Origin of the sequence: Enterobacter cloacae complex sp. EB5 (assembly GCF_031432835.1) — a bacterium.
GTDB classification, from domain to species: domain Bacteria; phylum Pseudomonadota; class Gammaproteobacteria; order Enterobacterales; family Enterobacteriaceae; genus Enterobacter; species Enterobacter hormaechei_C.
Genome location: NZ_CP133860.1, coordinates 3,474,135 through 3,500,587 on the forward strand (window position 1 = coordinate 3,474,135; position 26,453 = coordinate 3,500,587).

The following is a 26,453-nucleotide window of genomic DNA, read 5'->3' on the forward strand; positions in this document are numbered from 1 at the left end:
TGTTCTTCCTTTGCGTGGTTAAGTCTTCCTAAGGAAAGCATAAAAAAAACATGCATACAACCGCCTGAGAGCCTCAGGTCGCTTGCTTTTATTACAGTTCCAAACGTAACATTGAGGCTCTTGTTCGCACAGAGGATGGCTCATGTTCACGGGAAGTATTGTCGCGCTTGTTACACCGATGGATGAAAAAGGTAATGTCTGCCGGTCAAGCATGAAGAAGCTCATTGATTACCATGTCGCCAATGGAACCTCGGCGATCGTTTCGGTAGGGACTACCGGTGAATCCGCTACGCTGAGCCACGAAGAGCACGGCGACGTTGTGATGCTGACCCTGGAACTGGCGGACGGGCGTATTCCGGTCATCGCGGGGACGGGCGCAAACGCAACCGCAGAAGCTATCAGTCTGACCCAACGTTTTAATGACAGCGGCATTGTCGGCTGTCTGACGGTGACCCCTTATTACAACCGTCCTACTCAGGAAGGTTTGTTCCAGCATTTCAAAGCCATCGCTGAACATACTGACTTGCCACAAATTCTGTATAATGTGCCGTCCCGTACCGGTTGCGATATGCTGCCGGAAACCGTTGGCCGTCTCTCGAAAGTAAAAAATATTATCGGGATTAAAGAGGCGACAGGGAACTTAAGCCGCGTTCATCAGATCAAAGAGCTGGTTTCAGACGACTTTATCCTGTTGAGCGGTGATGATGCGACCGCGCTGGACTTTATGCAGCTCGGTGGTAACGGCGTGATTTCCGTGACGGCGAACGTGGCGGCGCGCGATATGGCTGACATGTGCAAACTGGCCGCAGCCGGTCACTTTGATGAAGCTCGCGTGATTAATCAGCGTCTGATGCCGTTGCACAATAAATTATTTGTCGAACCCAATCCGATCCCAGTGAAATGGGCATGTAAGGAGTTGGGGCTTGTAGCAACCGACACGCTGCGTCTGCCAATGACACCGATTACCGATCACGGTCGTGAAATTGTCGCTGGCGCGCTGAAGCATGCCGGTTTGCTGTAAAGTTTAGGGAGATTTGATGGCTTATTCAGTACAGAAGTCGCGCCTGGCGAAGGTTGCGGGTGTTTCGCTTGTTATGCTCCTCGCTGCCTGTAGTTCAGACTCGCGCTACAAGCGCCAGGTGAGCGGTGATGAATCCTATCTGGATGCGCCGCCGCTTGCTGAACTTCACGCGCCTGCCGGCATGATCCTGCCGATCCAGAACGGTGATTATAATATTCCGGTTACCAATGGCAGCGGCCTGGTGGGTAAAGCGCTTGATATTCGTCCGCCAGCTCAGCCTCTGGCGCTGGTGAGCGGCGCGCGCACGCAGTTTACCGGTGATACAGCTTCTCTGCTGGTGGAAAGCGCACGCGGTACCACGCTGTGGCCGCAGGTTGTGAGCGTCATTCAGTCGAAAAACTATACGATTGATAAACGCGACGACGCCAGCCAGACTTTAACCACCGACTGGATTGAGTGGAACCGTCTCGATGAAGACCAGCAGTACCGTGGTCGTTATCAAGTCTCCGTTAAGCCGCAGGGTTATCAGCAGGCGGTTACCGTTAAGCTGTTGAATCTTGAGCAGGCAGGAAAACCGGTTGCCGATCCGTCCGCCATGCAGCGCTACAGCACCGAAATGCTGAACGTGATTGCAGCGGGTCTGGATAAGAACGCTACCGATGCCGCAAACGCCGCGCAGAACCGTAACGGCTCAACCTTTGACGTGCAGAGCGGTGCAGACGATACCGGCCTGCCAATGCTGGTGGTGCGTGCGCCGTTTAACCAGACCTGGCAGCGCCTGCCAGCAACGCTTGAAAAAGTGGGCATGAAGGTGACCGACAGCACCCGCTCAACGGGCAGCATCACAGCGACCTATAAGCCGCTGTCTGATAGCGCCTGGCAGGAGCTGGGGGCAAGCGATCCACAGCTGCCTTCCGGTGACTACAAAATCCAGGTTGGCGACCTCGATAACCGCAGCAGCCTGCAATTTATCGATCCGAAAGGACACACGCTGACCCAGGCGCAGAACGATGCGCTGGTCGCTGCCTTCCAGGCCGCATTCAGCAAATAATAGTGAGGGCTGGTTAATCCAGCCCTTTTTATTTTCGTGCTACGCAAACGTGTGCGTGGCATAATATGGCCAGTTTTGAATACAAATCATCACACCAGGAGTAATGAAGATGCAGAAGCAAGCTGAGTTGTATCGTGGCAAAGCGAAAACCGTATACAGCACGGAAAACCCGGATCTGTTGGTGCTCGAATTCCGCAATGATACGTCAGCAGGAGACGGCGCACGCATTGAGCAGTTCGATCGTAAGGGCATGGTGAACAACAAGTTCAACCACTTCATTATGACCAAACTGGCCGAAGCCGGTATCCCGACTCAGATGGAAGCGTTGCTGTCCGATACGGAATGTCTGGTAAAAAAACTGGATATGGTGCCGGTTGAGTGCGTGATCCGTAACCGTGCCGCAGGCTCCCTGGTGAAGCGTCTGGGCATTGAAGAGGGTATCGAACTGAATCCACCGCTGTTCGATCTGTTCCTGAAAAACGACGCCATGCACGACCCGATGGTCAACGAATCCTACTGCGAAACCTTCGGCTGGGTAAGCAAAGAGAACCTGGCGCGCATGCAGGAACTGACCTACAAAGCCAACGACGTGCTGAAAAAGCTGTTTGATGACGCGGGCCTGATCCTGGTCGACTTCAAGCTGGAGTTCGGTCTGTACAAAGGCGAAGTGGTACTGGGCGACGAATTCTCGCCGGACGGCAGCCGCCTGTGGGACAAAGAGACGCTGGATAAAATGGACAAAGACCGTTTCCGCCAGAGTCTGGGTGGCGTGGTCGAAGCGTACGAAGCGGTTGCTCACCGTTTAGGCGTTAAGCTCGACTAAACTGCGCATTTGCCAAAGGATGTTGGCATCCTTTGGCGTCTTATCCTTGTTTACTATGGTAATCCTTTCATTAACCGCCTACGATCATAGCTATTATAAATGGAATAGTTCGAGGTGTTTATGCGCTGGCAAGGGCGTCGTGAAAGTGACAACGTAGAAGACAGACGCAGCAGTGGTGGCGGTGGTCCGTCTATGGGCGGGCCAGGTTTCCGGTTACCCAGCGGCAAGGGCGGCATTATTCTGCTGGTCGTCGTGCTGGTGGCGGGCTACTACGGCGTCGACCTGACCGGTTTGATGACCGGTGAAACCGGGCAACAGCAGCAGTATTCTCAGCGCTCCATCAGCCCAAATGAAGATGAAGCAGCGAAATTTACTTCCGTTATTCTCGCGACGACCGAAGATACCTGGGGTCAGCAGTTCGAGAAAATGGGGCGGACTTATCAGCCGCCAAAACTGGTGATGTACCGGGGCGCAACCCGCACCGGCTGCGGCACCGGGCAGTCCGTTATGGGGCCGTTCTACTGCCCGGCGGACAGCACCGTCTATATCGATCTCTCCTTCTATGACGACATGAAAAGCAAGCTGGGCGCCGACGGCGATTTTGCCCAGGGCTACGTGATCGCGCATGAAGTCGGCCACCACGTGCAGAAGCTTCTCGGCATTGAGCCTAAAGTGCGTCAGATGCAGCAGAATGCTTCTCAGGCGGAGGTGAATCGTCTGTCCGTACGTATGGAGCTTCAGGCCGACTGCTTCGCTGGCGTCTGGGGACACAGCATGCAGCAGCAGGGCGTGCTGGAAACAGGCGATCTGGAAGAGGCCCTGAATGCCGCACAGGCGATTGGTGACGATCGCTTGCAGCAGCAGAGCCAGGGGCGCGTTGTGCCGGACAGCTTTACCCATGGCACCTCAGAGCAGCGCTACAGCTGGTTTAAGCGTGGCTTCGACAGCGGCAACCCGTCGCAGTGTAATACCTTCGGCAAAGCTATGTGATGTTGGGGTTTGAACAGCTGGTTAACCAGCTTCAGCGTACCGGGCACCGCCAGCTGGTGGTGCTCAGCGGCGATGAAGCGTGGACGTTGAACCAGGCAACCCTCCTGCGCGATACGTTACCAGGAGACTGGCTGTGGCTGGAGGAAAACCCCTCTAAGGCTATCAGCGGCCTGCTGGGACGTGAATACCTGCACGCCGTTTTTGACGCGCGTCGCGGGTTTGACGTCTCGGCCTTCGCCGCCCTCAGCGGGACCCTGCGCGCCGGAAGCCTTCTGGTGCTGCTGGTGCCGCCGTTCTCCGTCTGGGCTGACAGGCCCGACGCGGATTCTCTGCGCTGGAGCGACAGCGCCGAGCCGATCGCCACCCCGCACTTTGTTCACCACTTTTGCCGGACGCTTGCCGCCGATTCAGATGCCATCGTCTGGCATCAACATCGTTCTCTGTGCCTTCCCGTTGCGCCAGATTTATCCGCCTGGCAGCCCGCCAGCGGTGAACCGCAGCGCGAGCAGGCTGAGATCCTTGACGCTCTTCTGACCATGCCTGCGGGCGTAGCCGCCGTGACGGCGCCGCGCGGACGCGGGAAGTCCGCCCTGGCGGGCATGTTGCTGAGCGGCATTCAGGGGAGTGCAGTCGTGACGGCACCGGCAAAAGGGGCGACGGATGTCATCGCGCGTTTCGCCGGGGAACATTTTCACTTTATGGCCCCGGATGCGCTGCTGGCCTCCACCACAGAAGCTGACTGGCTGATTGTCGATGAGGCGGCCGCCATCCCCGGCCCGCTGCTGGAGAAGCTGGCGTCGCGCTTTCCCCGCGTCTTGCTGACCACCACGGTGCAAGGTTATGAAGGCACGGGCAGGGGATTCCTGCTGAAGTTCTGCGCCCGGTTCAGCGGGCTGCGGCGTTATACCTTATCCACGCCTGTTCGCTGGGCTGCCGGATGCCCCCTTGAGCGGACAGTGGCGAACGCGCTGCTGTTCGACGATGCGCTTATCGATCGAAAACCGGCAGGGGAGGTACGTTTAACGTCGCTGGAGCCCGGGATATGGGAGAGCGATCCGACGCGCGGAACAGGCGTGTATGAACTGCTGTGTGCCGCGCACTACCGGACATCACCCCTCGATTTACGCCGGATGATGGACGCCCCCGGCCAGCACTTTGCTGTTGCTCAGGCGGGCGCGGAGATCGCGGGCGCGCTCTGGCTGGTGGAGGAGGGGGGATTACCCCCTGAACTTAGCCGCGCAGTCTGGGCGGGCTTTCGTCGGCCGCGTGGAAATCTGGTGGCGCAGTCGCTGGCAGCGCACGGCGGCTCGCCGCTCGCGGCGACGCTGAAAGGCCGACGCGTCAGCCGCATTGCGGTTCATCCCCATCGCCAGCGGGAAGGCATCGGCCAGCGGCTGATCCGCAGTGCCAGCGGAGAAGATTATCTCTCGGTCAGCTTTGGCTATACCGACGAGCTGTGGCGCTTCTGGCGGCAGTGCGGGTTTGTGCTGGTGCGAATGGGCAGCCACCGGGAAGCCAGCAGCGGGTGCTATACGGCGATGGCGTTGCTGCCGCTGAGCGAAGCGGGGCATCAGCTCTGCGAACAGGCGCATCAGCGTTTATGTCGGGATATGCGCGTCCTGTCGGCCTGGAATGGCGAAAAGATCCCTGTGACGGATTCATGGGAAGCTACCCTTAATAGTGACGACTGGCTGGAGCTGGCGGGGTTTGCCTTTGCTCACCGGGCGTTTTCAACTTCGGTTGCGGCGCTGACCCGGTTGTTGTTAGCCGTGGACATGCCGCTCCCGGCGCTGCGGGGGAAAATGGAAGGGAATATGCATGATTTCGGGCGCAAAGCGTTGCTGGCGAAGCTACGCGAGGAAACCGCTTACGCGCTTGAAAGACTTGATTACCCCCGTAGCCAGCAGCTGAAAGCCGACATTATGCAATGGCAATTTTTTCAATGACTTCTTCAGTAAAGTGGCATGGTCATTACCCCGCAGAGGCGTAAAATCCTGCTTATCAATTAAGGAGATCGCCATGAAACATGACCATTTTGTAGTGCAAAGCCCGGATACGCCTGCTAAACAGCTCCTGCTTCTGTTTCATGGCGTGGGCGACAATGCCGTCAATATGGGACAGATTGGCAGCTGGTTTGCACCCGTTTTTCCACAGGCGCTGATCGTCAGCATCGGCGGCGTGGAGCCGTGCGGTCCGGACGGGCGGCAGTGGTTTTCCGTCGAGGGCGTGACGGAGGAGAATCGTCAGGCGCGTATTGATGCCGTTATGCCAGCCTTTATCGATACCGTGCGTTACTGGCAGCAGCAGAGCGGCGTAGGCGCCGACGCAACGGCGCTGATTGGCTTCTCTCAGGGGTCAATCATGTCGCTGGAAAGCGTAAAAGCGCAGCCCGGACTGGTGTCCCGCGTCATTGCCTTCAACGGGCGTTTTGCGACGTTACCGCAAAGCGCGACCACGCAGACCACGATCCATCTCATTCATGGGGGGGAAGACCGGGTAATTGAGCTTTCGCATGCGGTAGCTGCCCAGGAGACGCTGATGCGCGAGGGCGGGGATGTGACGCTGGATATCGTAGACGATCTGGGGCATGCCATTGACGATCGCAGCATGCAGTTCGCGCTCGATCATCTGCGTTATACCGTACCGAAGCACTACTTTGATGAAGCGCTCAGCGGCGGTAAGCCGAATGACGATGATATTGTAGAGTTTATTTAAACATTTCCCCTCACCCTAACCCTCTCCCCAAAGGGAGAGGGAACAAAACACCCCTCTCCCCTCTGGGGAGAGGGGCCGGGGGTGAGGGGTGTGTACAATTACTTCTTCTGGTCCTTCTTCGGCCAGTCGTCTTCATCGTCCCACTTGTCGTTAAAATCACGGTGCGGCGGAAGCTCCGGTTTGTTGGCAAGGAACTTTTTGTGGTCAACGCGCTTGAGATCTTTAATCACGTTAAGCAGCACGCCTACCAGAAACACCAACACCAGAATCCACCAGTACTTTGAAAGCCAGTCCATTCGCTAATCCTCTGTAAGCACCCGTCAGGCGACGAGTTGCTCCATAATACGTTGATACATGCGGGCCAGCAGTTGTAAATCGGCAGCGTTCACGCATTCATTAATTTTGTGAATCGTCGCGTTAACCGGACCCAGTTCGACAACCTGTGCGCCCATGCGGGCGATAAAGCGTCCGTCAGACGTGCCGCCCGTTGTCAGCAGCTGTGGCTTAATTTCATTATAGTGCGCAATGGCGTTCACCACCGCATCCACCAGTTTACCGCGCTGCGTCAGGAACGGCTGGCCGGACAGCCACCAGTCGAGGGTATAGCGCAGCTGATATTTCTCGAGCAGCGCAATCACACGCGCTTTGATCATCTCGTCGGTCAGTTCGGTGCTGAAGCGGAAGTTAAACTGGACGAAGAGATCGCCGGGAATGACGTTGTTGCTGCCGGTGCCGGCCTTAATGTTGGCTATCTGCATGCTGGTAGGCGGGAAAAATTCGTTGCCTTTATCCCATTCAATGCCCACCAGTTCGTTCAGCATCGGCGCGGCGCGGTGTACCGGGTTGTCCGCCAGGTGCGGATAGGCAACGTGTCCCTGCACGCCATGTATGGTCAAATTACAGGTCAGGGAGCCACGGCGGCCATTCTTCACTACGTCGCCCACCACTTCGGTGCTGGACGGTTCGCCCACCAGACAGTAGTCCAGACGTTCATTGCGCGCCATCAGCGCCTCAACGACCTTCACAGTGCCGTTGTGGGCGCTGGCTTCTTCATCGGAGGTAATCAAAAACGCAAGACGGTTTCTATGGTTCGGATGCTGGGCGACGAAACGCTCTGCCGCCACGACCATCGCAGCCAGGGAACCTTTCATGTCCGCAGCGCCGCGTCCGAAAAGCATGCCGTCGCGAATGGTCGGCTCAAAAGGCGGGTTGATCCAGCGGTCTGCGTCGCCTGCGGGAACTACGTCAGTATGTCCGGCAAACGCCAGCGTCTCCCCCTGACCGCGCCATGCCCAGAAGTTCTGCGTATCGCCAAAATCCATGTGCTCCACGGTAAAACCGATGGCACGCAGGCGCTCAATCATTAATGCCTGACAACCTGCGTCGTCCGGGCTAAGGGAAGGACGGCGAATAAGCTGCTGAGTCAGCTCAATGACCGGGCATGACATAGACTACACCTCAACGAATAAATCTGAATAAAGGGTTTCACTGAAACCCAGCAGCATAGGCTGACCTGGCTTGCAGAGCAATGGGCGTTTGATGATTGCCGGCATTTCAAGCATCAGTTTCGCTGCGCTGTCGGCGTCGTTGATCGTGGCCCGGAGAGATTCATCCAGTTTTCGCCAGGTGGTCCCGCGGGTATTCAGCAGCGCTTCCCAGCCCAGTTCGTTGATGGCGAAATGGAGAAACGCAGGGTCAAGCCCGTCGGCACGGTAATCGTGGAAGCGATAGTCGATGTTGTGTGCTTCCAGCCAGCGGCGGGCTTTTTTAATCGTGTCGCAATTCTTAATGCCGTACATCACAACCATAGTGAATCCTTTTGTTCTTTTGTGGATTAAATGTTCAATATTTTCGACGATATATCCTTAAGTGGAATATAACACATTCGGAATTTTTCAGGATTTACAATTCTCCATAATTCAACGAACAGCTGTAAGCTGAATAGTCTTTCATCTTTTAAGCATAGTTGTCCACCCTGTTTAAATTGCCAATAAACTCAGGGGGAAATTAAAAATGCTGTCATTTTTCCGACTATTTCAAAATATTGCTGTAGGTCACATAAAATTTACCCGGCAACGCTCATAGTGATCCTAAACCTACCAGCACAGCGGGGCTCAATCACAGCAATCGGTTAAAGTGGCTTCACAATGATGATACGTTTTCGTAGAATGCGCATAATAATAAGAGAGGTTGTTATGATTGAACGTGAACTGGGGAACTGGAAAGATTTTATCGAAGGCATGCTTCGTAAATGAATTTCCGGTAAGAAATGCAAGAGCACTTAATTAACTAAAATAACCATAGTGTGAACGAATCACACAATAAAAAGGCGGCCTGTAAAGCCGCCTTTTTTATTTCAACGGGTTATTCCGGCTTATCCTTCAGCGGGAAACGACGGCGTATCAGTACAAAGAACAGCGGTACGAAATAGATAGCCAGAATCGTCGCGGAAATCATTCCCCCCATAACGCCCGTTCCCACCGCGTGCTGGCTGCTGGAGCCTGCGCCGGAGCTGGTGGCCATCGGCAGGACGCCAAACACAAACGCCAGAGAGGTCATCAGGATCGGACGCAGGCGCTGACGACAGGCGTGCAGCGTGGCGGCCATCAGTTCGTGACCTTTGGCATTCATCTCATTGGCAAATTCGACGATCAGAATGGCGTTTTTCGCCGACAATCCGATTACGGTGAGGAGTCCGACCTGGAAATAGACATCATTTTCCAGGCCGCGCATCCAGGTTGCCAGCAGCGCGCCGATGACCCCAAGAGGCACCACCAGCATCACCGAGAACGGCACAGACCAGCTTTCATACAGCGCCGCCAGGCAGAGGAACACTACCAGCAGCGAAAGGGCATACAGGGCAGGCGCCTGCGCGCCGGAAAGCCGTTCCTGGTAGGACATCGCCGTCCACTCCAGACCAAAGCCGGTCGGTAACTGCTGAACCAGTTTTTCCATTATGTCCATTGCGGTACCGGTACTCACGCCCGGCGCGGCTTCACCGACAATCTCCAGCGCCGAATAGCCGTTGTAACGCTCCAGACGCGGTGAACCGGTTTCCCAGCGTGACGTCGCAAACGCCGAGAACGGCACCATGCCGCCGGTGTTATTGCGCACATACCAGCGGTTGATATCGTCAGGCAGCATGCGGTATTTGGCGGCAGACTGAACGTAGACCTTCTTCACGCGGCCGCGATCCATAAAGTCATTCACGTAGCTTGAGCCCCATGCCGTTTGCAGGGTGTCGTTAATGTCGTCGATGGAGACGCCCAGCGCCTGCGCTTTACGCTGGTCAATATCCACCTGTAGCTGAGGGCTGTCATCCAGACCGTTATGACGAACGCGGGTAAGCTGCGGATCTTTCCCGGCCAGCTCCAGCAGTTTATCGCGAGCAGCCATCAACGCGTCATGCCCGGCACCCGCGTGATCCTGAAGCTCCATATCAAACCCGGCTGAGCTGCCCAGGCCGCTGATGGCGGGCGGGCTGCTGGCGAAAACGCGCGCTTCCTTGATTTTGTTGAACGCTTCGGTTGCACGCTCAATGATGGCAAAGGAAGAGCCGGTATCGCTGTCGCGCTGGTCCCAGTCTTTCAGGCGCACAAACATGCGCGCCACGTTCTGCCCGTTACCGCCAGGGCCAGAGCCGACGGTGGAGAAGACGGAAACCACGTTATCTTTCTCCTGAGTATGGAAGTAGTTCTCAACCTTCTGCACCACTTTCAGGGTCTGCTGCTGGGTCGAGCCGCTCGGTAACTGTATGGAGGTGATAAACATGCCGCGATCTTCCAGCGGCAGGAAGGAGGTTGGCAGCCGCAGGAACAGGAAGACCATGCCACCGAGCAGCAGGACATAAACCACCATCCAGCGTACGCTGCGGTGCAGAACTTTACCCACGCCCGCTTCATAGCGCGCCGCATTGCGGTTAAACATGCGGTTAAACCAGCCGAAGAAGCCTTTTTGACCGTGATGTTCGCCCTTATGCAGCGGTTTCAGCAGCGTCGCGCACAGGGCAGGGGTAAGGATCATCGCCACCAGTACGGAGAGCACCATTGCAGAGACGATGGTGATCGAGAACTGGCGATAAATCGCGCCCGTGGTGCCGCCAAAAAATGCCATCGGGATAAATACCGCCGACAGCACCATGGCGATACCGACCAGCGCGCCCTGAATCTGTCCCATCGATTTGCGCGTGGCCTCGCGGGGCGAAAGCCCTTCCTCGCTCATGATGCGCTCAACGTTTTCCACCACTACGATGGCATCATCCACCAGCAGGCCGATGGCCAGCACCATGGCGAACATGGTCAGGGTATTGATGCTGTAACCGAAGGCATACAGCACCGCAAAGGTGCCCAGCAGCACCACCGGCACCGCAATGGTGGGGATCAGCGTGGCGCGGAAGTTTTGCAGGAACAGGTACATCACGAGGAACACCAGCGCGATAGCTTCGAGCAGGGTTTTCACCACATCTTCGATGGAGGCTTTTACGAACGAGGTGGTTTCGTAGGCGACTTTGTACTCCAGTCCGTGCGGGAAGTAATGCGACAGTTCATCCAGACGCTCTAACACCCGCTGCGCGGTCGCCATTTCGTTGGCGCCGGAGGCCAGTTTCACCCCCAGCCCGGACGCGGCATTGCCGTTAAAGCGGCTCAGGTAGTCATATTTTTCCGCCCCCATTTCCACGGTGGCGACATCCCCCAGACGCACTTCCGAACCGTCCTGATTCACGCGCAGAGTAATATCGCGGAACTGTTCAGGCGTCTGGAGCAGCGACTGCGAGTTGATGGTGGCATTAAGCGCCTGGTTATCCACGGACGGCGTACCGCCGAGCTGCCCCACGGCAATCTGGGCGTTCTGCGATTCGATAGCGTCGGTGACATCTTTGGCGGTCATCTGCACGCTGTTCAGCTTGTTGGGATCCAGCCAGATACGCATGGAGTACTGCGAGCCGTAGGCGTCGATATCCCCCACGCCGTTGATACGGCTGAGCGGGTCCTGAATATTACTGGCGACGTAGTCCGCGATGTCCTGCTTATCCATCGAGCCATCGGTTGAAACAAACGCGATGGTCAAAATATTGGTGTCACCGGTTTTACGCACGGTCACCCCCTGGTTCTGCACCGCCTGAGGCAGTTTACGCAGTGCCGATTGCAGCTGGTTTTGCACCTGCTGCACCGCTTCATCCGGATCCGTGCCCGCCGTAAAGCTCAGGGTTACCGTCGCCTGGCCCGTGGCGCTGCTCTGCGAGGACATGTACATCAGGTTATCGAGACCCGTCATGTTCTGCTCGATAACCTGGGTGACGGTATTTTCCAGCGTCTGTGCCGAGGCGCCAGGGTAGTTCGCCGTGATACGCACGTTGGGGGGCGCGAGGTCAGGGTATTGCTCAACAGAAAGGGAAGTAATCGCCAGGACACCCGTCAGACACAACAGGATTGCAAGCACCCAGGCAAAAATGGGGCGATCGATGAAAAAATTCGCCATTAAAGTGTGACCTCGTTTTGCTGCACGTCATTATTGTTTATTGCCCGCCTAACTTTAGCGGTAAGGCCCAGGTCAAACGTGGAGAAATAAAGGAGATAATGTAAATTATCATGCGCTTTTTTCAGCGCGCCTTCTTTCCCGCTATTTTTCAGCCTGCGCCGCAGGCGTCCGGAACGTCACGCTGACCTGTGTCCCGCCCTGTGGCGGCTGAGAAAAGTGTAATGTCCCGCCTAGCCGTCCCGCGCGTTCGCGCATGATATTCAGCCCGTAGTGCCCCGGCGGTTCACTGGCGTCGCCGATACCAATACCGTTGTCGCGGATCGTGACCGTGTGAGTGCCGTCCGCGGTGGTGACGCAGCTGACCACAATCTCGCTGGCGTCGGCATGTTTAATCGCATTCAGCACTGCCTCACGCACAATCTGTAAGAGGTGCACCTGTTTTTGCGCGTCCAGCGCCAGCGATGAGAGACGGCAGTCGAGCACCAGCTTCGCGCGGGTCTGGCTTTGCAATCCGTCGAGAGACTCCTGTAGCGCGGCAGGAAGATTGGCGTGATTGAGCGTCAGGCGGAAGGTGGTGAGCAGCTCGCGTAGCTGATGCCAGGCGTTATTCAGCTCGCGGGAGAAGTCCGTAATGATGGTCTGCGCCGGCGCATTGTCGCCCGGAACGGCATGCTTCAGCAGCGTAAGCTGAATACGCAAATAGGAAAGCACCTGCGCCAGCGAATCATGCAGCTCGCGCGCGATGGTGGCGCGCTCCTCCATCAGCAGCAGCTGCTGATAATGTTTCTGCGCCTGATTGAAATAGAGCCCCCGGCCCAGCATCGTCGCCACGCTTTCCATGAGCGGCAGCGGAACATCCCCGGTCGCGCTTTGCCAGCGCAGTTCGCCGTACAGGGTGTCCTGCATTAACACCGGTAAAGTGTGCATTTTCTCGCCCGGGGACTCCTGTCCTTCGTAAAGCTCCCAGTCGTCACTGGTGCGCAATTGCAGGTAATTCATCTGCGTATAGTCATGCACAATCTGCAAAATATGCCGGAAGCAGTGGCTGTCTATTTGCCCGGTATTCAACGCCTGTGAGCATTTGAACAGCATTTCGAGCTGCTGATGCGCTTCATTCAGGTGGCGAGTTTTTTCGGCAACGGAGTGCTCAAGGGAGCGGTACAAAGTGTGTAATTCCGCCGACATATGGTTGAAGGCGCGGGAAAGCTGGCCCAGCTCGTTGGGCAGCATAGTATCCGGCGCGGGGGTATCGAACTGCCCCTGTTCGATACGCTCGCTCGCCGCCACCAGATTATTCAGCGGCAGCACAACCTGACGGCGGATGCGCCGCAGGGTTACCACCGCCAGCAGCAGGATGCCCAGGCCGCCCGTCAGCGACATGCAAATCACCAGCTGAATTTTATGTTCGGTGTAGTGCTGAAGCGCCAGCACAAAGGCATCTATCCGGCCCACGAAATCCTCTATGTGGTTCTGATACCACCCGGTATCGCCGCTGGCGATACGCGTGTCCATCTCCTGCCAGCCAAGGTGCAACTGCTGGTAACGCTGTTTGACGTCCTCAGGCACATACCAGCGGTTTAGCTTCTGCAACGCAGGCGCGCTCAGCGTTTTCTGCCAGACCGCGCGGTGCTCCGCCAGCGACGGGCTGGCGCGCTGCATTTCGTAGCCCAGGCGGTAGCTCTGCATGCGCAGCGATCCGGCGATGTTAATCGCCTCGGCGTCGCGCTGGCTGCTGGCGAGTGTAACCAGCGCAATGGCGCTGATCAGAACGGACAAGACAATCATCGAAAAGAAAGCCCGAGCCAGGCTTCCCGATACGGGGCGTTTAACGGTCACTCATCAGTTTCCTGAATTAAATTGATCTGCCACAGGTTCACTGGAAATAGTTCGGCTTCCTGGGCATTTGAACATTGCGTCGCCATGCCGCTGTGGGTAAATACGATAACAATATAAAGAATAAGGTTATTGAACCAAAAACAGGTGTTGTTATGAATCGTTTTATTATGGCCAACGCTCAACAGTGTATCGGTTGTCGCGCCTGCGAAGTTGCCTGTGTGATGGCGCACAACGGGGAGCAGCACGCGCTGAGCGAGCGCCATTTTCATCCCCGCATTACGGTCCTTACCTCAGGCTTGCGAAAAAGCCCCGTGACCTGCCACCACTGTGAAAACGCGCCCTGCGCGCAAAGCTGCCCGAACGGAGCCATCACGCAACACAGCGACAGCGTACAGGTCAATCAACAAAAATGCATTGGCTGTAAAGCCTGCGTGGTGGCCTGTCCGTTTGGCACGATGGACATGCTGATCGCCCCGCTGGAAAACGACAGCGTAAAGGCCTCGGCGCACAAATGCGACCTCTGTCTGGAAAGGCCGCAAGGCCCGGCCTGCGTTGAAAACTGCCCGGCGGAGGTGCTTACGCTCGCCACCCCAGCCGTACTGGATAAGCTGGTTAAGCAGCGCCGACAGCGGAGTGCAAGGCTGGACGCGCTGCCGTGGCACAGCGAGGCGGTTCAGTCAGTCTCTCCGCAAACCAAACGGCAACAGATGCAAAACACCCCGGCGCGCGGTGAGCCGGATAAGCTCAGCCCCGAAGCACGTGCAGGCCATTTTAACGAGATCTACCTGCCGTTTCGCCCGGAACAGGCGCAGCGCGAGGCATCCCGGTGCCTGAAATGTGGCGAGCACAGCATTTGCGAGTGGACCTGCCCGCTGCATAACCACATTCCGCAGTGGATTGAGCGGATCAGGGCGGGGGATATCGTCGGTGCGGCTGAGCTTTCTCACCAGACTAACTGTTTACCGGAAATTACCGGCCGCGTCTGCCCACAGGATCGATTATGTGAAGGCGCCTGCACCCTGCGGGATGCGTCAGGGGCAGTAACCATCGGGAATATCGAACGGTATATCTCGGATCGGGCGCTGGCGATGGGCTGGACGCCGGACGTCAGCCACGTTAAGCCGGTCGGTAAGCGCGTCGCCATCATCGGTGCCGGTCCGGCAGGGCTGGCCTGCGCCGATGTACTGGTGCGCAGCGGCGTCGACGTGACGGTCTACGATCGCCATCCGGAAATCGGCGGATTGCTGACCTTTGGTATTCCGGCCTTCAAGCTGGATAAATCCCTGTTAGCGCGGCGCAGAGAGATATTCAGCGCGATGGGTATCCGCTTCGAGCTGAACTGCGAGGTGGGAAAAGACGTGTCGATGACCCAACTGCAAAACGACTACGATGCCCTGTTCATCGGCGTAGGGACCTATCGTTCCATGAAAGCGGGTATCCCTCACGAAGACGCGCCGGGCGTGTACGACGCGCTGCCGTTTTTAGTGGCAAACACGCGGAACGTGATGGGCCTTGACCCTGCCGCAGACGAGCCGTTTATCGACACGCAGGGGTTAAACGTGGTGGTGCTCGGCGGGGGCGATACGGCGATGGACTGCGTGCGCACCGCGCTGCGGCATGGCGCGGCGAAAGTCACCTGCGCCTATCGGCGGGACGAGGCCAACATGCCGGGCTCAAAGAAAGAGGTTAAAAACGCGAAAGAAGAGGGCGCGGCGTTTGAATTTAATCTTCAGCCGGTTGAGCTCACGCTGGATGCCTACGGGAAGGTCAACGGTATCCGGATGCTGCGCACCCGTCTGGGCGAGCCGGATGCGCAGGGGCGGCGGCGTCCTGTCCCGGTGGCGGGCAGTGAGTTTGTCATGCCAGCGGATGCGGTGATCATGGCGTTTGGGTTTAATCCGCACGCCATGCCGTGGCTTCAGGCGCAGGGCGTCGACACCGACGACTGGGGGCGCATCAGGGCCTCCGTGGAGAGCCGTTATCGCTACCAGACCTCGAATCCGCAGATTTTTGCTGGCGGTGATGCGGTACGCGGTGCGGATCTGGTGGTCACCGCGATGGCGGAAGGGCGCCATGCCGCGCAGGGGATCATGGACTGGCTTGGCGTGCCGCCGCGCAACATGCATTAACGCAGACGGGCGACAAAGCGGGCTTCACGGCGTAGTATAAACAGACTCATTTTGCCGTGGAGCCCGTATGTCCCTGAACATTAGCGTTATTAAAGACAAAATCCTTTCTGAAAATTACTTTGTCCTGCGTAACATCACTTACGATCTTACCCGTAAGAACGGGGAAGTCATTCGCCATAAACGCGAAGTCTACGACCGGGGCAATGGTGCAACCATTCTGCTGTATAACCGTGAAAAGCAAAGCGTGGTGCTGATACGCCAGTTTCGCATCGCGACATGGGTCAATGGCAACGCGGACGGACGTCTGATTGAAACCTGTGCAGGTCTGCTGGATGACGATGAGCCGGAAGTGTGTATCCGCAAAGAAGCCATTGAGGAGACGGGCTTTGAAGTGGGGGCGGTGCAGAAAGTCTTTGAGCTGTTTATGTCCCCTGGCGGGGTTACCGAGCTGATCCACTTCTTCATTGCGGAATACACCGATGCCCAGCGCACGCACCGGGGCGGCGGCGTGGACGATGAAGACATTGAAGTGCTGGAAATGCCTTTCGCTCAGGCTGTCGACATGGTGAAACGCGGCGAGATCCGCGACGGTAAAGCGGTGATCCTGTTGCAGTATCTGCAAACCAGCGGGCTGATGAATGCGGCGGCGGAAGCGCGATAAGTTGTATTTCAGATAAATCTATCCGATAAATCCGATTGAGCCAGCCCGCCCAGGGCACGAAGATACGCCCCAGATTGACCTATTCGTTTCCGGGGCTGTGCCGTTCATGCGCTACTGCGTTTTTCTTCTCTTCTTCATTTGCGTGCTTCCCGTGCCTTTGGTGTGGGCTGCGCCTGCGCAGCAGTCTTTTTCAGACTGGCAGGTGACCTGCAATAACCAGAACTTCTGCGTAGCGCGCAACACTGGCGAGCATCGCGGTCTGGTCATGACGCTGAGCCGCAGTGCGGGGGCAAAAACGGACGCCAGCCTGCGCATCGATCTCGGCGGGCTTTCGGCGCCTCCGGTGAAAGAGCCTGACATCGCCCCGCGCCTGCTGCTCGACAAGGTGCCGCTTAAACTCACGTCGCAACACTGGCAGTTAACCCCCTGGCATCTTAAAACAGACGATACGGCCACCATCACCACGTTTCTGAAAACCATTCAGGAAGGGCAGGCGCTGACCCTGCGCGGGGGGAAGCAGACAATTTCTCTGGCCGGTCTGAAAGCGGCGCTGCTGTTTATCGATGCCCAGCAAAAACGCGTCGGAAGTGAAACGGCGTGGATCAAAAAAGGGGATAGTCCACCGCTGAGCGTGCCGCCTGCGCCGGCATTAAAAAAGGTGGCGGTGGTGAACCCCACGCCAACGCCGCTGACGCATAACGAACTCAACGATCTGCTGGATTACGGTACCTGGCGCATGAACCACAGCCAGTGCTCTCTCGATCCGAACCGGCGTGAAGTGCGCGTGACCGCGCTGACCGATGACAAAGCGCTGATGATCATCAGCTGTGAGGCGGGGGCGTACAACACCGTCGACCTGGCGTGGCTGGTGTCGCGTAAAAAACCATTTGCGGCCAGGAGCGTGAGATTGCGCCTGCCGTTTACCCCTTCCAGCCAGAGTAGCGACATGGAGCTGATGAATGCCAGCTTCGATGAAAAAACGCGCGAGCTGACCACGCTGGCGCTGGGACGCGGGATAGGCGACTGTGGGATCCAGACCCGCTGGCGTTTTAACGGCCAGCGCTTCCGCCTGGTACGCTACGCGGAAGAGCCAAGCTGTGATAACTGGAATGGGCCAGATGCCTGGCCCACGCTGTGGATCACAAGGTAGGGTTTTGCCGGGTGGCGCTGTCGCTTACCCGGCCTACTTTTTAGAACCGTAGGCCCGGTAAGGCGTAGCCGCCACCGGGCAACGCAGATCGCACTACAGCACGCTCAGCGCCTTCTCCACCACGTTCTCAACGGTAAAGCCGAAATACGGGAACAGCTTGTCGGCCGGGGCGGATTCACCGTAACCATGCATCCCGACAATCGCCCCTTTCAGACCCACATATTTGTACCAGTAGTCGGCAATGCCAGCTTCAACCGCCACGCGCGCCGCGACGTTGGAAGGCAGCACCGATTCGCGGTACGCCTCATCCTGAGCATCAAAGATATCCGTTGAAGGCAGGGAAACCACGCGCACCGCGTGACCCTCGGCGGTCAGTTTCTCCGCCGCTTTTACCGTGATTTCCACCTCGGAACCGGTGGCGATCAGGATCACGTCCGGCTTGCCGCCGCTGTCTTTCAGGATGTACCCGCCGCGGGCGATATTTTTCACCTGCTCCGGCGTGCGTTCAATCTGCGCCAGGTTCTGGCGCGACAGGATCAGCGCCGTGGGTCCGTTATGACGCTCTACAGCCAGCTTCCAGCCCACTGCCGCTTCAACCTGATCGCACGGACGCCAGGTGCTGAAGTTTGGCGTTAAGCGCAGGCTCGCCAGCTGCTCCACCGCCTGGTGCGTCGGCCCATCTTCACCCAGCCCGATGGAATCATGGGTATACACCATGATCTGCCGCGCCTTCATCAGGGCCGCCATACGCGCCGCGTTACGGGCATATTCGACAAACATCAGGAAGGTGGCGGTGTACGGCACGAAGCCGCCATGGTGGGCGATGCCGTTGGCAATGGCGGTCATCCCGAACTCGCGCACGCCGTAGTGGATGTAGTTCCCGGCAATGTCCTCCTTCAGAGATTTAGAGCCGGACCAGATGGTGAGGTTACTTGGCGCCAGATCCGCCGAGCCGCCCAGCAGTTCGGGCAGGATCGGGCCAATCGCGTTCAGGGTGTTTTGTGACGCCTTACGGGTGGCAATTTTTGCCGGGTTGGATTGCAGATTTTCAATCAGCGCCTGGGTTTTCTCTTCCCAGTCTTCCGGCAGGCCGCCGCTCATGCGGCGGGTAAACTCAGCCGCCAGCTCCGGGTACGCTTTTTTGTAGGCGGCAAACTTCTCGTTCCAGGCCTGCTGCGCTTTTTCACCTGTTTCGCGAGCATCCCAGGCCTTGTAGATCTCTTTTGGGATCTCAAAGGCCGGGTGTTTCCAGCCCAGTTTCTGGCGGGTCAGCGCCACTTCCTCTTCACCCAGCGCCGCGCCGTGCGCCTCTTCTTTGCCCGCTTTGTTCGGCGAGCCGAAGCCGATGGTGGTGCGGCAGATGATCAGGGACGGTTTGTCCTTCACGTTCTGCGCTTCCTGAATCGCTTTTTTCACCGCCTCAGGATCGTGACCGTCGATCTCGTGCACCACGTGCCAGTGATAGGCTTCAAAGCGTTTCGCCGTGTCGTCGGTAAACCAGCCCTCGGTTTCCCCGTCAATGGAGATGCCATTGTGATCGTAGAAGCCAATCAGCTTGCCCAGCCCCAGGGTGCCCGCCAGAGAACAGACCTCGTGGGAGATCCCCTCCATCAGGCAGCCGTCACCCATAAAGACATAGGTGTAGTGATCGACAATCTCGTGGTCGGGCTGGTTGAACTGCGCGGCCAGCGTACGTTCGGCAATCGCCAGGCCGACGGCATTCGCCAGCCCCTGGCCCAGCGGGCCGGTAGTGGTTTCAACGCCCGGCGTATAGCCGATCTCCGGGTGGCCCGGCGTTTTGGAGTGCAGCTGGCGGAAGTTTTTTAACTCCTCAAGCGGCAGATCGTAGCCGGAAAGGTGCAGCAGGCTGTAGAGCAGCATCGAGGCATGACCGTTGGAGAGAATAAAACGGTCGCGGTCGTACCAGGTCGGATCGGTCGGGTTGTGCTTCAGGAAGTCGTTCCACAGCACTTCGGCGATATCAGCCATACCCATGGGGGCGCCAGGGTGGCCGGAATTGGCTTTTTGTACGGCATCCATGCTGAGGGCGCGAATGGCGTTGGCGAGCTCTTTACGGGACATAGTTCACTCCGTGGCAAGGTTAAAGTTTGGCGGCGAGAAGATCTTCGAGTTTGCGCTGGTCGACGGCGAACTGACGGATGCCGTCCGCCAGTTTTTCCACGGCCATTGGATCCTGATTGTGCTCCCAACGGAATTCCGCTTCGGTCATGGGTTTTGGTTTCGGCAGAACGGTAGAGGTTGGCACCAGCTTGCGGATCACCGTCTCTTCACTCTCCTGAAGCTTTTTCAGCAGGTCTGGGGAGATGGTCAGACGGTCGCAGCCCGCGAGCGCGAGGATCTGCTCGGTGCGGCGGAAGCTGGCCCCCATCACGATGGTCTCGTAGCGGTGCTGCTTGTAATAATCGTAGATATTACGCACCGATTTCACGCCGGGATCTTCGTCCACCACATACGGGTCCATCGGCTGTTTCGCCTGATACCAGTCGTAGATACGCCCGACAAACGGTGAAATCAGGAACACGCCCGCTTCGGCGCAGGCGCGCGCCTGGGCGAAGGAGAACAGCAGCGTCAGGTTACAGTGGATCCCCTCTTTCTCCAGCACTTCCGCCGCGCGGATGCCTTCCCAGGTGGAGGCAAGCTTGATCAGGATGCGTGACTTATCGATCCCCTGCTCCTGGTAGAGTTCCACCAGGCGGCGAGCCTTGTTAATGCTCTTTTCCTGGTCGAATGAGAGGCGGGCATCCACTTCGGTGGAGACGCGTCCCGGTATGCTTTTAAGAATTTCCGCACCGATATTGACCGCCAGCTTGTCACTGGCCTCGGCGACCTGCTGCTCCTGCGTTTTACCGCGCTGTTTGCCGTAGGCAAGGGCGTCATCAATCAGATGACTAAAGTGCGCAAGACCGGCCGCCTTGAGCAGCAGCGAGGGGTTGGTGGTCGCGTCTTCCGGCTGGTAGTGACGAATCGATTCGATGTCGCCGCTGTCTGCAACCACGGTGGTAAATTGTTTGATGCCGTCTAGCTGGTTCATAATTACTCCTTGGAAATAAAAGAGTTAGTCGAGTGCGTCAGGTCACACTTCTGAGAAAATCATGATGGACTTAACAAAAAAGCATAGCAGACGGGGGAGGCATTGCTGTCTGAGACGGGTAACATGGCTGTTATAAATTGATAACAATTTTTATTCTGCAATGGTGAGAGTTTGGCAGCCTTCAAAGTTTAGGAGCCTGCCTGCGGCGATACTATGCGGCACACCAGGGTGTGCATAGGAACGTCAACATCACCCTTTTTGACCGAAACGTGAAAGGAATAACAAGATGGATGATCAGTTAAAACAAAGCGCTCTCGATTTTCACGAGTTTCCTGTTCCGGGTAAAATCCAGGTATCCCCGACCAAACCGCTGGCGACGCAGCGCGATCTGGCGCTGGCCTACTCGCCAGGCGTAGCCGCTCCGTGCCTTGAAATCGAAAAAGATCCGCTGGCAGCGTACAAATACACCGCCCGTGGCAACCTGGTGGCCGTGATCTCTAACGGTACGGCGGTACTGGGGTTAGGAAACATTGGCGCGCTGGCCGGTAAGCCGGTGATGGAAGGGAAGGGCGTTCTGTTTAAGAAATTTGCCGGTATCGACGTCTTCGATATTGAAGTGGACGAACTGGACCCGGATAAATTCATCAACGTGGTGGCGGCGCTGGAGCCGACCTTCGGCGGCATCAACCTGGAAGACATCAAAGCGCCGGAATGTTTCTATATCGAGCAGAAGCTGCGCGAGCGTATGAACATTCCCGTGTTCCATGACGACCAGCACGGCACGGCGATCATCAGTACCGCCGCCATTCTGAACGGTCTGCGTGTGGTGGAGAAAAACCTCTCCGACGTGCGCATGGTGGTCTCCGGCGCGGGCGCCGCGGCCATCGCCTGTATGAACCTGCTGGTGGCGCTGGGCATGCAGAAACACAACATTGTGGTCTGCGACTCCAAAGGCGTGATTTACAAAGACCGTGAGCCAAACATGGCGGAAACCAAGGCGGCCTATGCGGTGGAAGACGACGGCAAGCGCACGCTTGAAGACGTCATTGAAGGTGCTGACATTTTCCTCGGCTGTTCAGGCCCGAAAGTGCTGACCCAGGAGATGGTGCAGAAGATGGCGCGCGCGCCAATGATCCTGGCCCTGGCGAACCCGGAGCCGGAAATTCTGCCGCCGCTGGCGAAGGCAGTGCGCGAAGACGCTATCATCTGTACCGGACGTTCGGACTACCCGAACCAGGTGAACAACGTGCTCTGCTTCCCGTTCATCTTCCGCGGTGCGCTGGACGTTGGCGCTACGGCAATCAACGAAGAGATGAAGCTCGCCGCCGTTCATGCTATCGCAGAGCTGGCGCACGCCGAGCAGAGCGAAGTGGTGGCCTCCGCCTACGGCGATCAGGATCTGAGCTTCGGCCCGGACTACATCATCCCTAAACCGTTTGACCCGCGTCTGATCGTGAAGATCGCGCCAGCGGTGGCAAAAGCGGCGATGGACTCCGGCGTGGCGACGCGGCCGATTGAAGACTTCGATGCCTACGTCGATAAACTCACCGAGTTCGTCTACAAAACCAACCTGTTTATGAAGCCGATCTTCTCCCAGGCGCGCGCTGACGCGAAGCGCGTGGTGCTGGCGGAAGGGGAAGAGGCGCGCGTGCTGCATGCCACGCAGGAGCTGATCACCTTAGGGCTGGCGAAACCGATCCTGATTGGTCGTCCAAGCGTGATCGAGATGCGTATTCAGAAGCTGGGTCTGCAAATTAAGCCGGGCGTCGACTTTGAGATCGTCAATAACGAATCCGATCCACGCTTCAAAGAGTACTGGAACGAATACTATTCGATCATGAAGCGTCGCGGGATCACCCAGGAGCAGGCGCAGCGGGCGGTGATCAGCAACACCACGGTGATCGGCGCGATCATGGTTCATCGCGGTGAGGCGGATGCGCTGATCTGCGGCACCATCGGCGAGTACCATGAGCATTTCAGCGTGGTGCAGGAGATCTTCGGCTATCGCGAGGGTGTCCATACTGCCGGCGCAATGAACGCGCTGCTGCTGCCAAGCGGGAACACCTTTATCGCCGATACCTACGTCAACGACGATCCTTCCCCGGAGGAGCTGGCGGAAATCACCGTGATGGCGGCGGAAACCGTGCGCCGCTTTGGTATCGAGCCGAAAGTGGCGCTGCTGTCGCACTCTAACTTCGGGTCATCTAAATCCGCGGCGGCGTGCAAAATGCGCCAGACGCTGGACCTGGTGCGCGAGCGTGCGCCGGAGCTGATGATCGACGGCGAGATGCACGGCGACGCCGCGCTGGTGGAGAGCATTCGTAATGAACGTATGCCGGACAGCCCGCTGAAAGGCTCGGCGAACGTGCTGATTATGCCGAACGTAGAAGCGGCGCGTATCAGCTATAACCTGCTGCGCGTGTCGAGTTCTGAAGGGGTGACCGTAGGGCCAGTGCTGATGGGGGTGTCAAAACCGGTACATGTATTAACGCCGATTGCCTCCGTGCGTCGTATCGTCAACATGGTGGCGCTGGCGGTGGTTGAGGCGCAGACGCAGCCGCTGTAAGCGCTGCGTGTCGGGTGGCGCGTTCGCTTACCCGACCTACGGGACTCGTAGGCCGGATAAGCGCAGCGCCATCCGGCAGTTACACCCAGTCCCGAACCCGAATAAACTCACGCAAGGCAGCCTCCGGGCTGCCTTCTTTGGGTTCAAAGCTGTATTCCCAGCGCACCAGCGGCGGCATCGACATCAGAATGGACTCCGTGCGCCCACCGGTTTGCAGGCCAAACAGCGTCCCGCGATCCCATACCAGATTAAACTCCACGTAGCGCCCGCGGCGGTACAGCTGGAACTCACGCTCGCGAACGCCGTAGTCGGTGTTTTTGCGGCGTTCGACAATTGGCAGATAGGCGTCGGTAAAGCCTTCACCCACTGCGCGCATAAAGCTGAACGCGGTATCAAAATCCGGCGTGTTGAGATCGTCAAAGAACAGCCCGCCGATGCCGCGTTGCTCGTCGCGATGCTTCAGATAGAAATAATCATCGCACCACTTTTTGTATTTCGGGTAAACGTCTTCGCCAAACGGCAGGCAGAGGTCGCGCGCGGTGGTGTGCCAGTGCACGGCGTCCTCTTCGAAGCCATAGTAAGGCGTTAAGTCGAAACCGCCGCCAAACCACCAGACGGGATCGGCTCCCGGTTTTTCCGCGATGAAAAAGCGCACGTTGGCGTGGCTGGTTGGCACAAACGGGTTATGCGGATGCACCACCAGCGAGACGCCCATCGCCTCGAAGCTGCGGCCCGCCAGTTCAGGCCGATGCGCCGTGGCGGACGCTGGCATTGCATCACCGTGGACGTGGGAGAAGTTAACCCCGGCCTGTTCAAAAATACCGCCGTTACGCAGCACGCGGCTGCGCCCGCCGCCGCCCGCGTCGCGCTGCCAGGCGTCTTCCTGGAATTCACCGCCGTCTGCGGCGGCCAGTTTCTGGCAAATCGCGTCCTGTAGCTGCATCAGGAACGTTTTGACCAGCTGTGCATTCGGTTTCATCAACGTTTCCTGGAGTGTGCTTTTTGATTATCGAACCAGTTGAAATAACTGATAACCCCGGAGGCGATGGCGTTCGCGATCTTCTGACGAAACGCCGTGGTGCCGAGTAAACGCTCTTCTTCCGGGTTGGTAATGAACGAGGTTTCAACCAGCACGGACGGAATGGACGGGGACTTCAGCACCACAAACGCGGCCTGCTCGGTGCTTTTACTGTGCAGACGGTGCACGGGCTTAATCCGTTTAAGGATATGCGAGCCGAGCGTCAGGCTGTTTTTGATGGTATCGGTCTGCACGAGATCAAACAGAACCTGCTGCAACAGATGGTCTTTGTCGGTGGCTTTTTTCCCGGCCACCTCATCCGCCCGGTTTTCGCGATCGGAGAGGTATTTCGCCATGGCGCTACTGGCGCCACGGTTGGATAGGGCGAACACCGAGGCGCCTGCGGCGGAAGGGTTTGTGAAGCCATCCGCGTGAATGGACATAAACAGGTCGGCGCCGTGCTTGTGGGCAATCTCCACGCGATCGTACAGCGGGATAAACGTGTCGCCTGTGCGCGTCAGGCGGGCGTCAATGCCGTTGCTGCGTAAAATTGCGCGCACATTTTTTGCAATTGCCAGCACGACGTGTTTTTCTTTCGACCCGTTTCGGCCAATGGCGCCGGTGTCGATCCCGCCGTGGCCCGGATCGAGCATGACCAGACGCTTTGCGCCGGCTTTTTTGGTTTTCGGCTTGCTGTGTCCGTTACTGGTTTTAAGCGTGCTCTCTTCTTTTGCCTGAGCCTGCTTTGCGATGCCCGTTAACGTTAAGGCCGCCAGCCCCGCTTTGAGAACCTGACGACGCGATGTGAGTGCTTTTAATGGTTTGAATGTGCTCATGCGGCCTGAATTGTAAAAATTGGGGTCCTGGTGTTATATCGTATCGCGTTTTGCGTGACGACATTCCTTATTGAGAATTGTTTTACTTTTCATTTCAATACGTGACAAAGTGACATTATGCCAAATTTTGGCGAGTTTTTCCCCGGTTATTGGCTAAATGCCCTGTTCACGCCATAATCACTGTTTTTAAACCCGAAAAGGCGGTTAATACCATGGAGATACGCGTTTTTCGCCAGGAAGATTTCGAAGAGGTGATCACCCTTTGGGAGCGCTGCGATCTGCTGCGTCCGTGGAACGATCCGGAAATGGACATCGAACGGAAGGTGAATCACGACGTCAGTCTGTTTCTGGTCGCTGAGGTCAACGGCGAGGTGGTCGGGACGGTAATGGGCGGGTACGACGGCCACCGCGGATCGGCCTACTATCTGGGTGTGCACCCGGAATACCGCGCGCGCGGCATCGCCAACGCGCTGCTTAACCGTCTGGAAAAGAAGCTGATCGCCCGTGGCTGCCCGAAAATCCAGATTATGGTGCGGGAAGATAACGACGTGGTGCTGGGCATGTATGAACGTCTGGGCTACGAGCACGCGGATGTACTGACGCTGGGTAAGCGCCTGATCGAAGATGAAGAGTACTGAGTTCCACCCTGGCGACTATGATGTTCACGGTCGTCTGCGTCTGCCTTTTTTGTTCTGGTGCGTTCTGTTGTTGCAGGCCCGCACCTGGGTGCTGTTCGTGATGGCTGGCGCGTCGCGCGGGCAGGGCGATACGCTACTGAATCTTTTTTATCCCGATCACGATGCGTTCTGGCTGGGGTTACTGCCCGGTGTACCGGCGGTGCTGGTGTTCCTGTGCAGCGGTCGGCGGCAGTTCCTCCCGCGCTTCTGGCGCGCGCTTCGCTGGCTGTTGATTCTTGCGCAGGTTGTGCTCCTGGCCTGGCAACCCGTACTCTGGCTGTACGGCGAGCCGCTTTCCGGTAACGGGATTGCGCTGGTGGTGGCGGATATTGTCGCGCTGCTGTGGCTGGTCACGAATCCCCGTTTACGCGCCTGTTTTACGCAAGAGTCAGATTAAAACGGCACTTTTTGCCGATACTGCACTCCAACAAGCGTTGATTTACTACGTAA

The 26,453-nt window shown here is 57.4% G+C and carries 22 protein-coding genes; 13 read left to right on the plus strand and 9 right to left on the minus strand.

Annotation, left to right across the window (positions count from 1 at the left end; genetic code table 11):
* The first annotated feature begins 142 nt into the window (after positions 1–142).
* The 6 genes from dapA (at position 143) to ypfH (ending at position 6,600) form a co-directional block, all read left to right on the plus strand.
* Positions 143–1,021 carry a 4-hydroxy-tetrahydrodipicolinate synthase gene (gene dapA, locus RHN82_RS16760; RefSeq protein WP_003860542.1) on the plus strand — a complete coding sequence of 293 codons (879 nt, stop codon included), beginning with the start codon at positions 143–145 and terminating at the stop codon, positions 1,019–1,021.
* A 16-nt stretch (positions 1,022–1,037) separates the two neighbouring features.
* Positions 1,038–2,072 (plus strand): outer membrane protein assembly factor BamC, encoded by a 1,035-nt coding sequence (gene bamC, locus RHN82_RS16765; protein WP_047053183.1) that lies wholly within the window; start codon positions 1,038–1,040, stop codon positions 2,070–2,072.
* A 109-nt stretch (positions 2,073–2,181) separates the two neighbouring features.
* Entirely contained in the window at positions 2,182–2,895 is a 714-nt protein-coding gene (gene purC / locus RHN82_RS16770; RefSeq protein ID WP_001171626.1) for a phosphoribosylaminoimidazolesuccinocarboxamide synthase, read from the plus strand.
* A gap of 120 nt (positions 2,896–3,015) precedes the next feature.
* A complete protein-coding gene (locus tag RHN82_RS16775; RefSeq protein ID WP_001303362.1) occupies positions 3,016–3,885 on the plus strand; it encodes a neutral zinc metallopeptidase in 870 nt (289 codons plus the stop codon).
* Positions 3,885–5,831: a tRNA(Met) cytidine acetyltransferase TmcA gene (locus RHN82_RS16780; RefSeq protein WP_047053186.1), complete on the plus strand. Its 1,947-nt coding sequence runs from the start codon at positions 3,885–3,887 to the stop codon at positions 5,829–5,831. Before RHN82_RS16775 ends, RHN82_RS16780 begins: the two co-directional genes overlap by 1 nt.
* 73 nt (positions 5,832–5,904) lie before the next feature.
* A complete protein-coding gene (ypfH, locus tag RHN82_RS16785) occupies positions 5,905–6,600 on the plus strand; it encodes an esterase (protein ID WP_047053188.1) in 696 nt (231 codons plus the stop codon).
* Positions 6,601–6,698: 98 nt separating this feature from the next.
* On the opposite strand, the gene RHN82_RS16790 is transcribed toward ypfH, so the two are convergent.
* Genes RHN82_RS16790 through RHN82_RS16800 form a run of 3 tightly spaced genes read right to left on the minus strand, consistent with a single transcriptional unit; the run spans position 6,699 to position 8,408 of the window.
* Positions 6,699–6,896, minus strand: coding sequence for a YpfN family protein (locus RHN82_RS16790; RefSeq protein ID WP_047053190.1), 198 nt, complete (start codon positions 6,894–6,896; stop codon positions 6,699–6,701).
* A 24-nt stretch (positions 6,897–6,920) separates the two neighbouring features.
* Positions 6,921–8,048: a succinyl-diaminopimelate desuccinylase gene (dapE, locus tag RHN82_RS16795; protein ID WP_047053191.1), complete on the minus strand. Its 1,128-nt coding sequence runs from the start codon at positions 8,046–8,048 to the stop codon at positions 6,921–6,923.
* Positions 8,049–8,051: 3 nt separating this feature from the next.
* Complete coding sequence (locus RHN82_RS16800; RefSeq protein WP_047053196.1) at positions 8,052–8,408, minus strand: ArsC family reductase; 357 nt, start codon at positions 8,406–8,408, stop codon at positions 8,052–8,054.
* Positions 8,409–8,795: 387 nt separating this feature from the next.
* Between RHN82_RS16800 and ypfM the strand changes: the two genes are divergently transcribed.
* Positions 8,796–8,855 carry a protein YpfM gene (gene ypfM, locus RHN82_RS16805; protein WP_015572204.1) on the plus strand — a complete coding sequence of 20 codons (60 nt, stop codon included), beginning with the start codon at positions 8,796–8,798 and terminating at the stop codon, positions 8,853–8,855.
* Positions 8,856–8,964: 109 nt separating this feature from the next.
* Here the strand turns inward: ypfM and acrD are convergent, their stop codons facing one another.
* Together acrD and narQ are read right to left on the minus strand one after the other, a co-directional pair.
* Positions 8,965–12,078, minus strand: coding sequence for a multidrug efflux RND transporter permease AcrD (acrD, locus tag RHN82_RS16810; protein ID WP_047053198.1), 3,114 nt, complete (start codon positions 12,076–12,078; stop codon positions 8,965–8,967).
* 141 nt (positions 12,079–12,219) lie between these two features.
* On the minus strand, positions 12,220–13,914 hold the full coding sequence (gene narQ / locus RHN82_RS16815; RefSeq protein ID WP_047053200.1) for a nitrate/nitrite two-component system sensor histidine kinase NarQ: 1,695 nt from the start codon (positions 13,912–13,914) through the stop codon (positions 12,220–12,222).
* A gap of 152 nt (positions 13,915–14,066) precedes the next feature.
* Between narQ and aegA the strand changes: the two genes are divergently transcribed.
* The 3 genes from aegA to RHN82_RS16830 all read left to right on the plus strand — a co-directional run bounded on the left by aegA (position 14,067) and on the right by RHN82_RS16830 (position 17,854).
* Positions 14,067–16,043 carry a formate-dependent uric acid utilization protein AegA gene (gene aegA, locus RHN82_RS16820; protein WP_071886804.1) on the plus strand — a complete coding sequence of 659 codons (1,977 nt, stop codon included), beginning with the start codon at positions 14,067–14,069 and terminating at the stop codon, positions 16,041–16,043.
* Positions 16,044–16,110: 67 nt separating this feature from the next.
* The gene (gene nudK / locus RHN82_RS16825; protein WP_047053206.1) at positions 16,111–16,704 is read left to right on the plus strand and encodes a GDP-mannose pyrophosphatase NudK; all 594 of its coding nucleotides are present in this window, start codon (positions 16,111–16,113) and stop codon (positions 16,702–16,704) included.
* A gap of 106 nt (positions 16,705–16,810) precedes the next feature.
* On the plus strand, positions 16,811–17,854 hold the full coding sequence (locus tag RHN82_RS16830) for a DUF1176 domain-containing protein (RefSeq protein WP_047053208.1): 1,044 nt from the start codon (positions 16,811–16,813) through the stop codon (positions 17,852–17,854).
* A gap of 93 nt (positions 17,855–17,947) precedes the next feature.
* Here RHN82_RS16830 and tkt read toward each other — a convergent pair whose 3' ends face one another.
* Positions 17,948–19,936, minus strand: a complete 1,989-nt coding sequence (gene tkt, locus RHN82_RS16835; protein ID WP_047053210.1) for a transketolase — start codon at positions 19,934–19,936, stop codon at positions 17,948–17,950.
* Between the two features lie 19 nt (positions 19,937–19,955).
* Positions 19,956–20,906 (minus strand): transaldolase, encoded by a 951-nt coding sequence (gene tal / locus RHN82_RS16840; RefSeq protein ID WP_017383484.1) that lies wholly within the window; start codon positions 20,904–20,906, stop codon positions 19,956–19,958.
* 286 nt (positions 20,907–21,192) lie between these two features.
* Here tal and maeB point away from each other — a divergent pair, with 286 nt between their 5' ends.
* On the plus strand, positions 21,193–23,472 hold the full coding sequence (maeB, locus tag RHN82_RS16845; protein ID WP_003863546.1) for an NADP-dependent oxaloacetate-decarboxylating malate dehydrogenase: 2,280 nt from the start codon (positions 21,193–21,195) through the stop codon (positions 23,470–23,472).
* A 79-nt stretch (positions 23,473–23,551) separates the two neighbouring features.
* Here maeB and hemF read toward each other — a convergent pair whose 3' ends face one another.
* Together hemF and amiA are read right to left on the minus strand one after the other, a co-directional pair.
* Positions 23,552–24,451, minus strand: coding sequence for an oxygen-dependent coproporphyrinogen oxidase (gene hemF / locus RHN82_RS16850; protein WP_045348947.1), 900 nt, complete (start codon positions 24,449–24,451; stop codon positions 23,552–23,554).
* On the minus strand, positions 24,451–25,326 hold the full coding sequence (gene amiA / locus RHN82_RS16855) for an N-acetylmuramoyl-L-alanine amidase AmiA (RefSeq protein ID WP_045345542.1): 876 nt from the start codon (positions 25,324–25,326) through the stop codon (positions 24,451–24,453). The genes hemF and amiA overlap by 1 nt, the downstream gene beginning before the upstream one ends.
* A gap of 212 nt (positions 25,327–25,538) precedes the next feature.
* Between amiA and RHN82_RS16860 the strand changes: the two genes are divergently transcribed.
* Both RHN82_RS16860 and RHN82_RS16865 read left to right on the plus strand, forming a co-directional pair.
* Complete coding sequence (locus tag RHN82_RS16860; protein ID WP_003861292.1) at positions 25,539–25,964, plus strand: GNAT family acetyltransferase; 426 nt, start codon at positions 25,539–25,541, stop codon at positions 25,962–25,964.
* A complete protein-coding gene (locus RHN82_RS16865) occupies positions 25,951–26,400 on the plus strand; it encodes a DUF2919 domain-containing protein (protein ID WP_047053213.1) in 450 nt (149 codons plus the stop codon). Before RHN82_RS16860 ends, RHN82_RS16865 begins: the two co-directional genes overlap by 14 nt.
* The last annotated feature ends 53 nt before the right edge of the window (positions 26,401–26,453 follow it).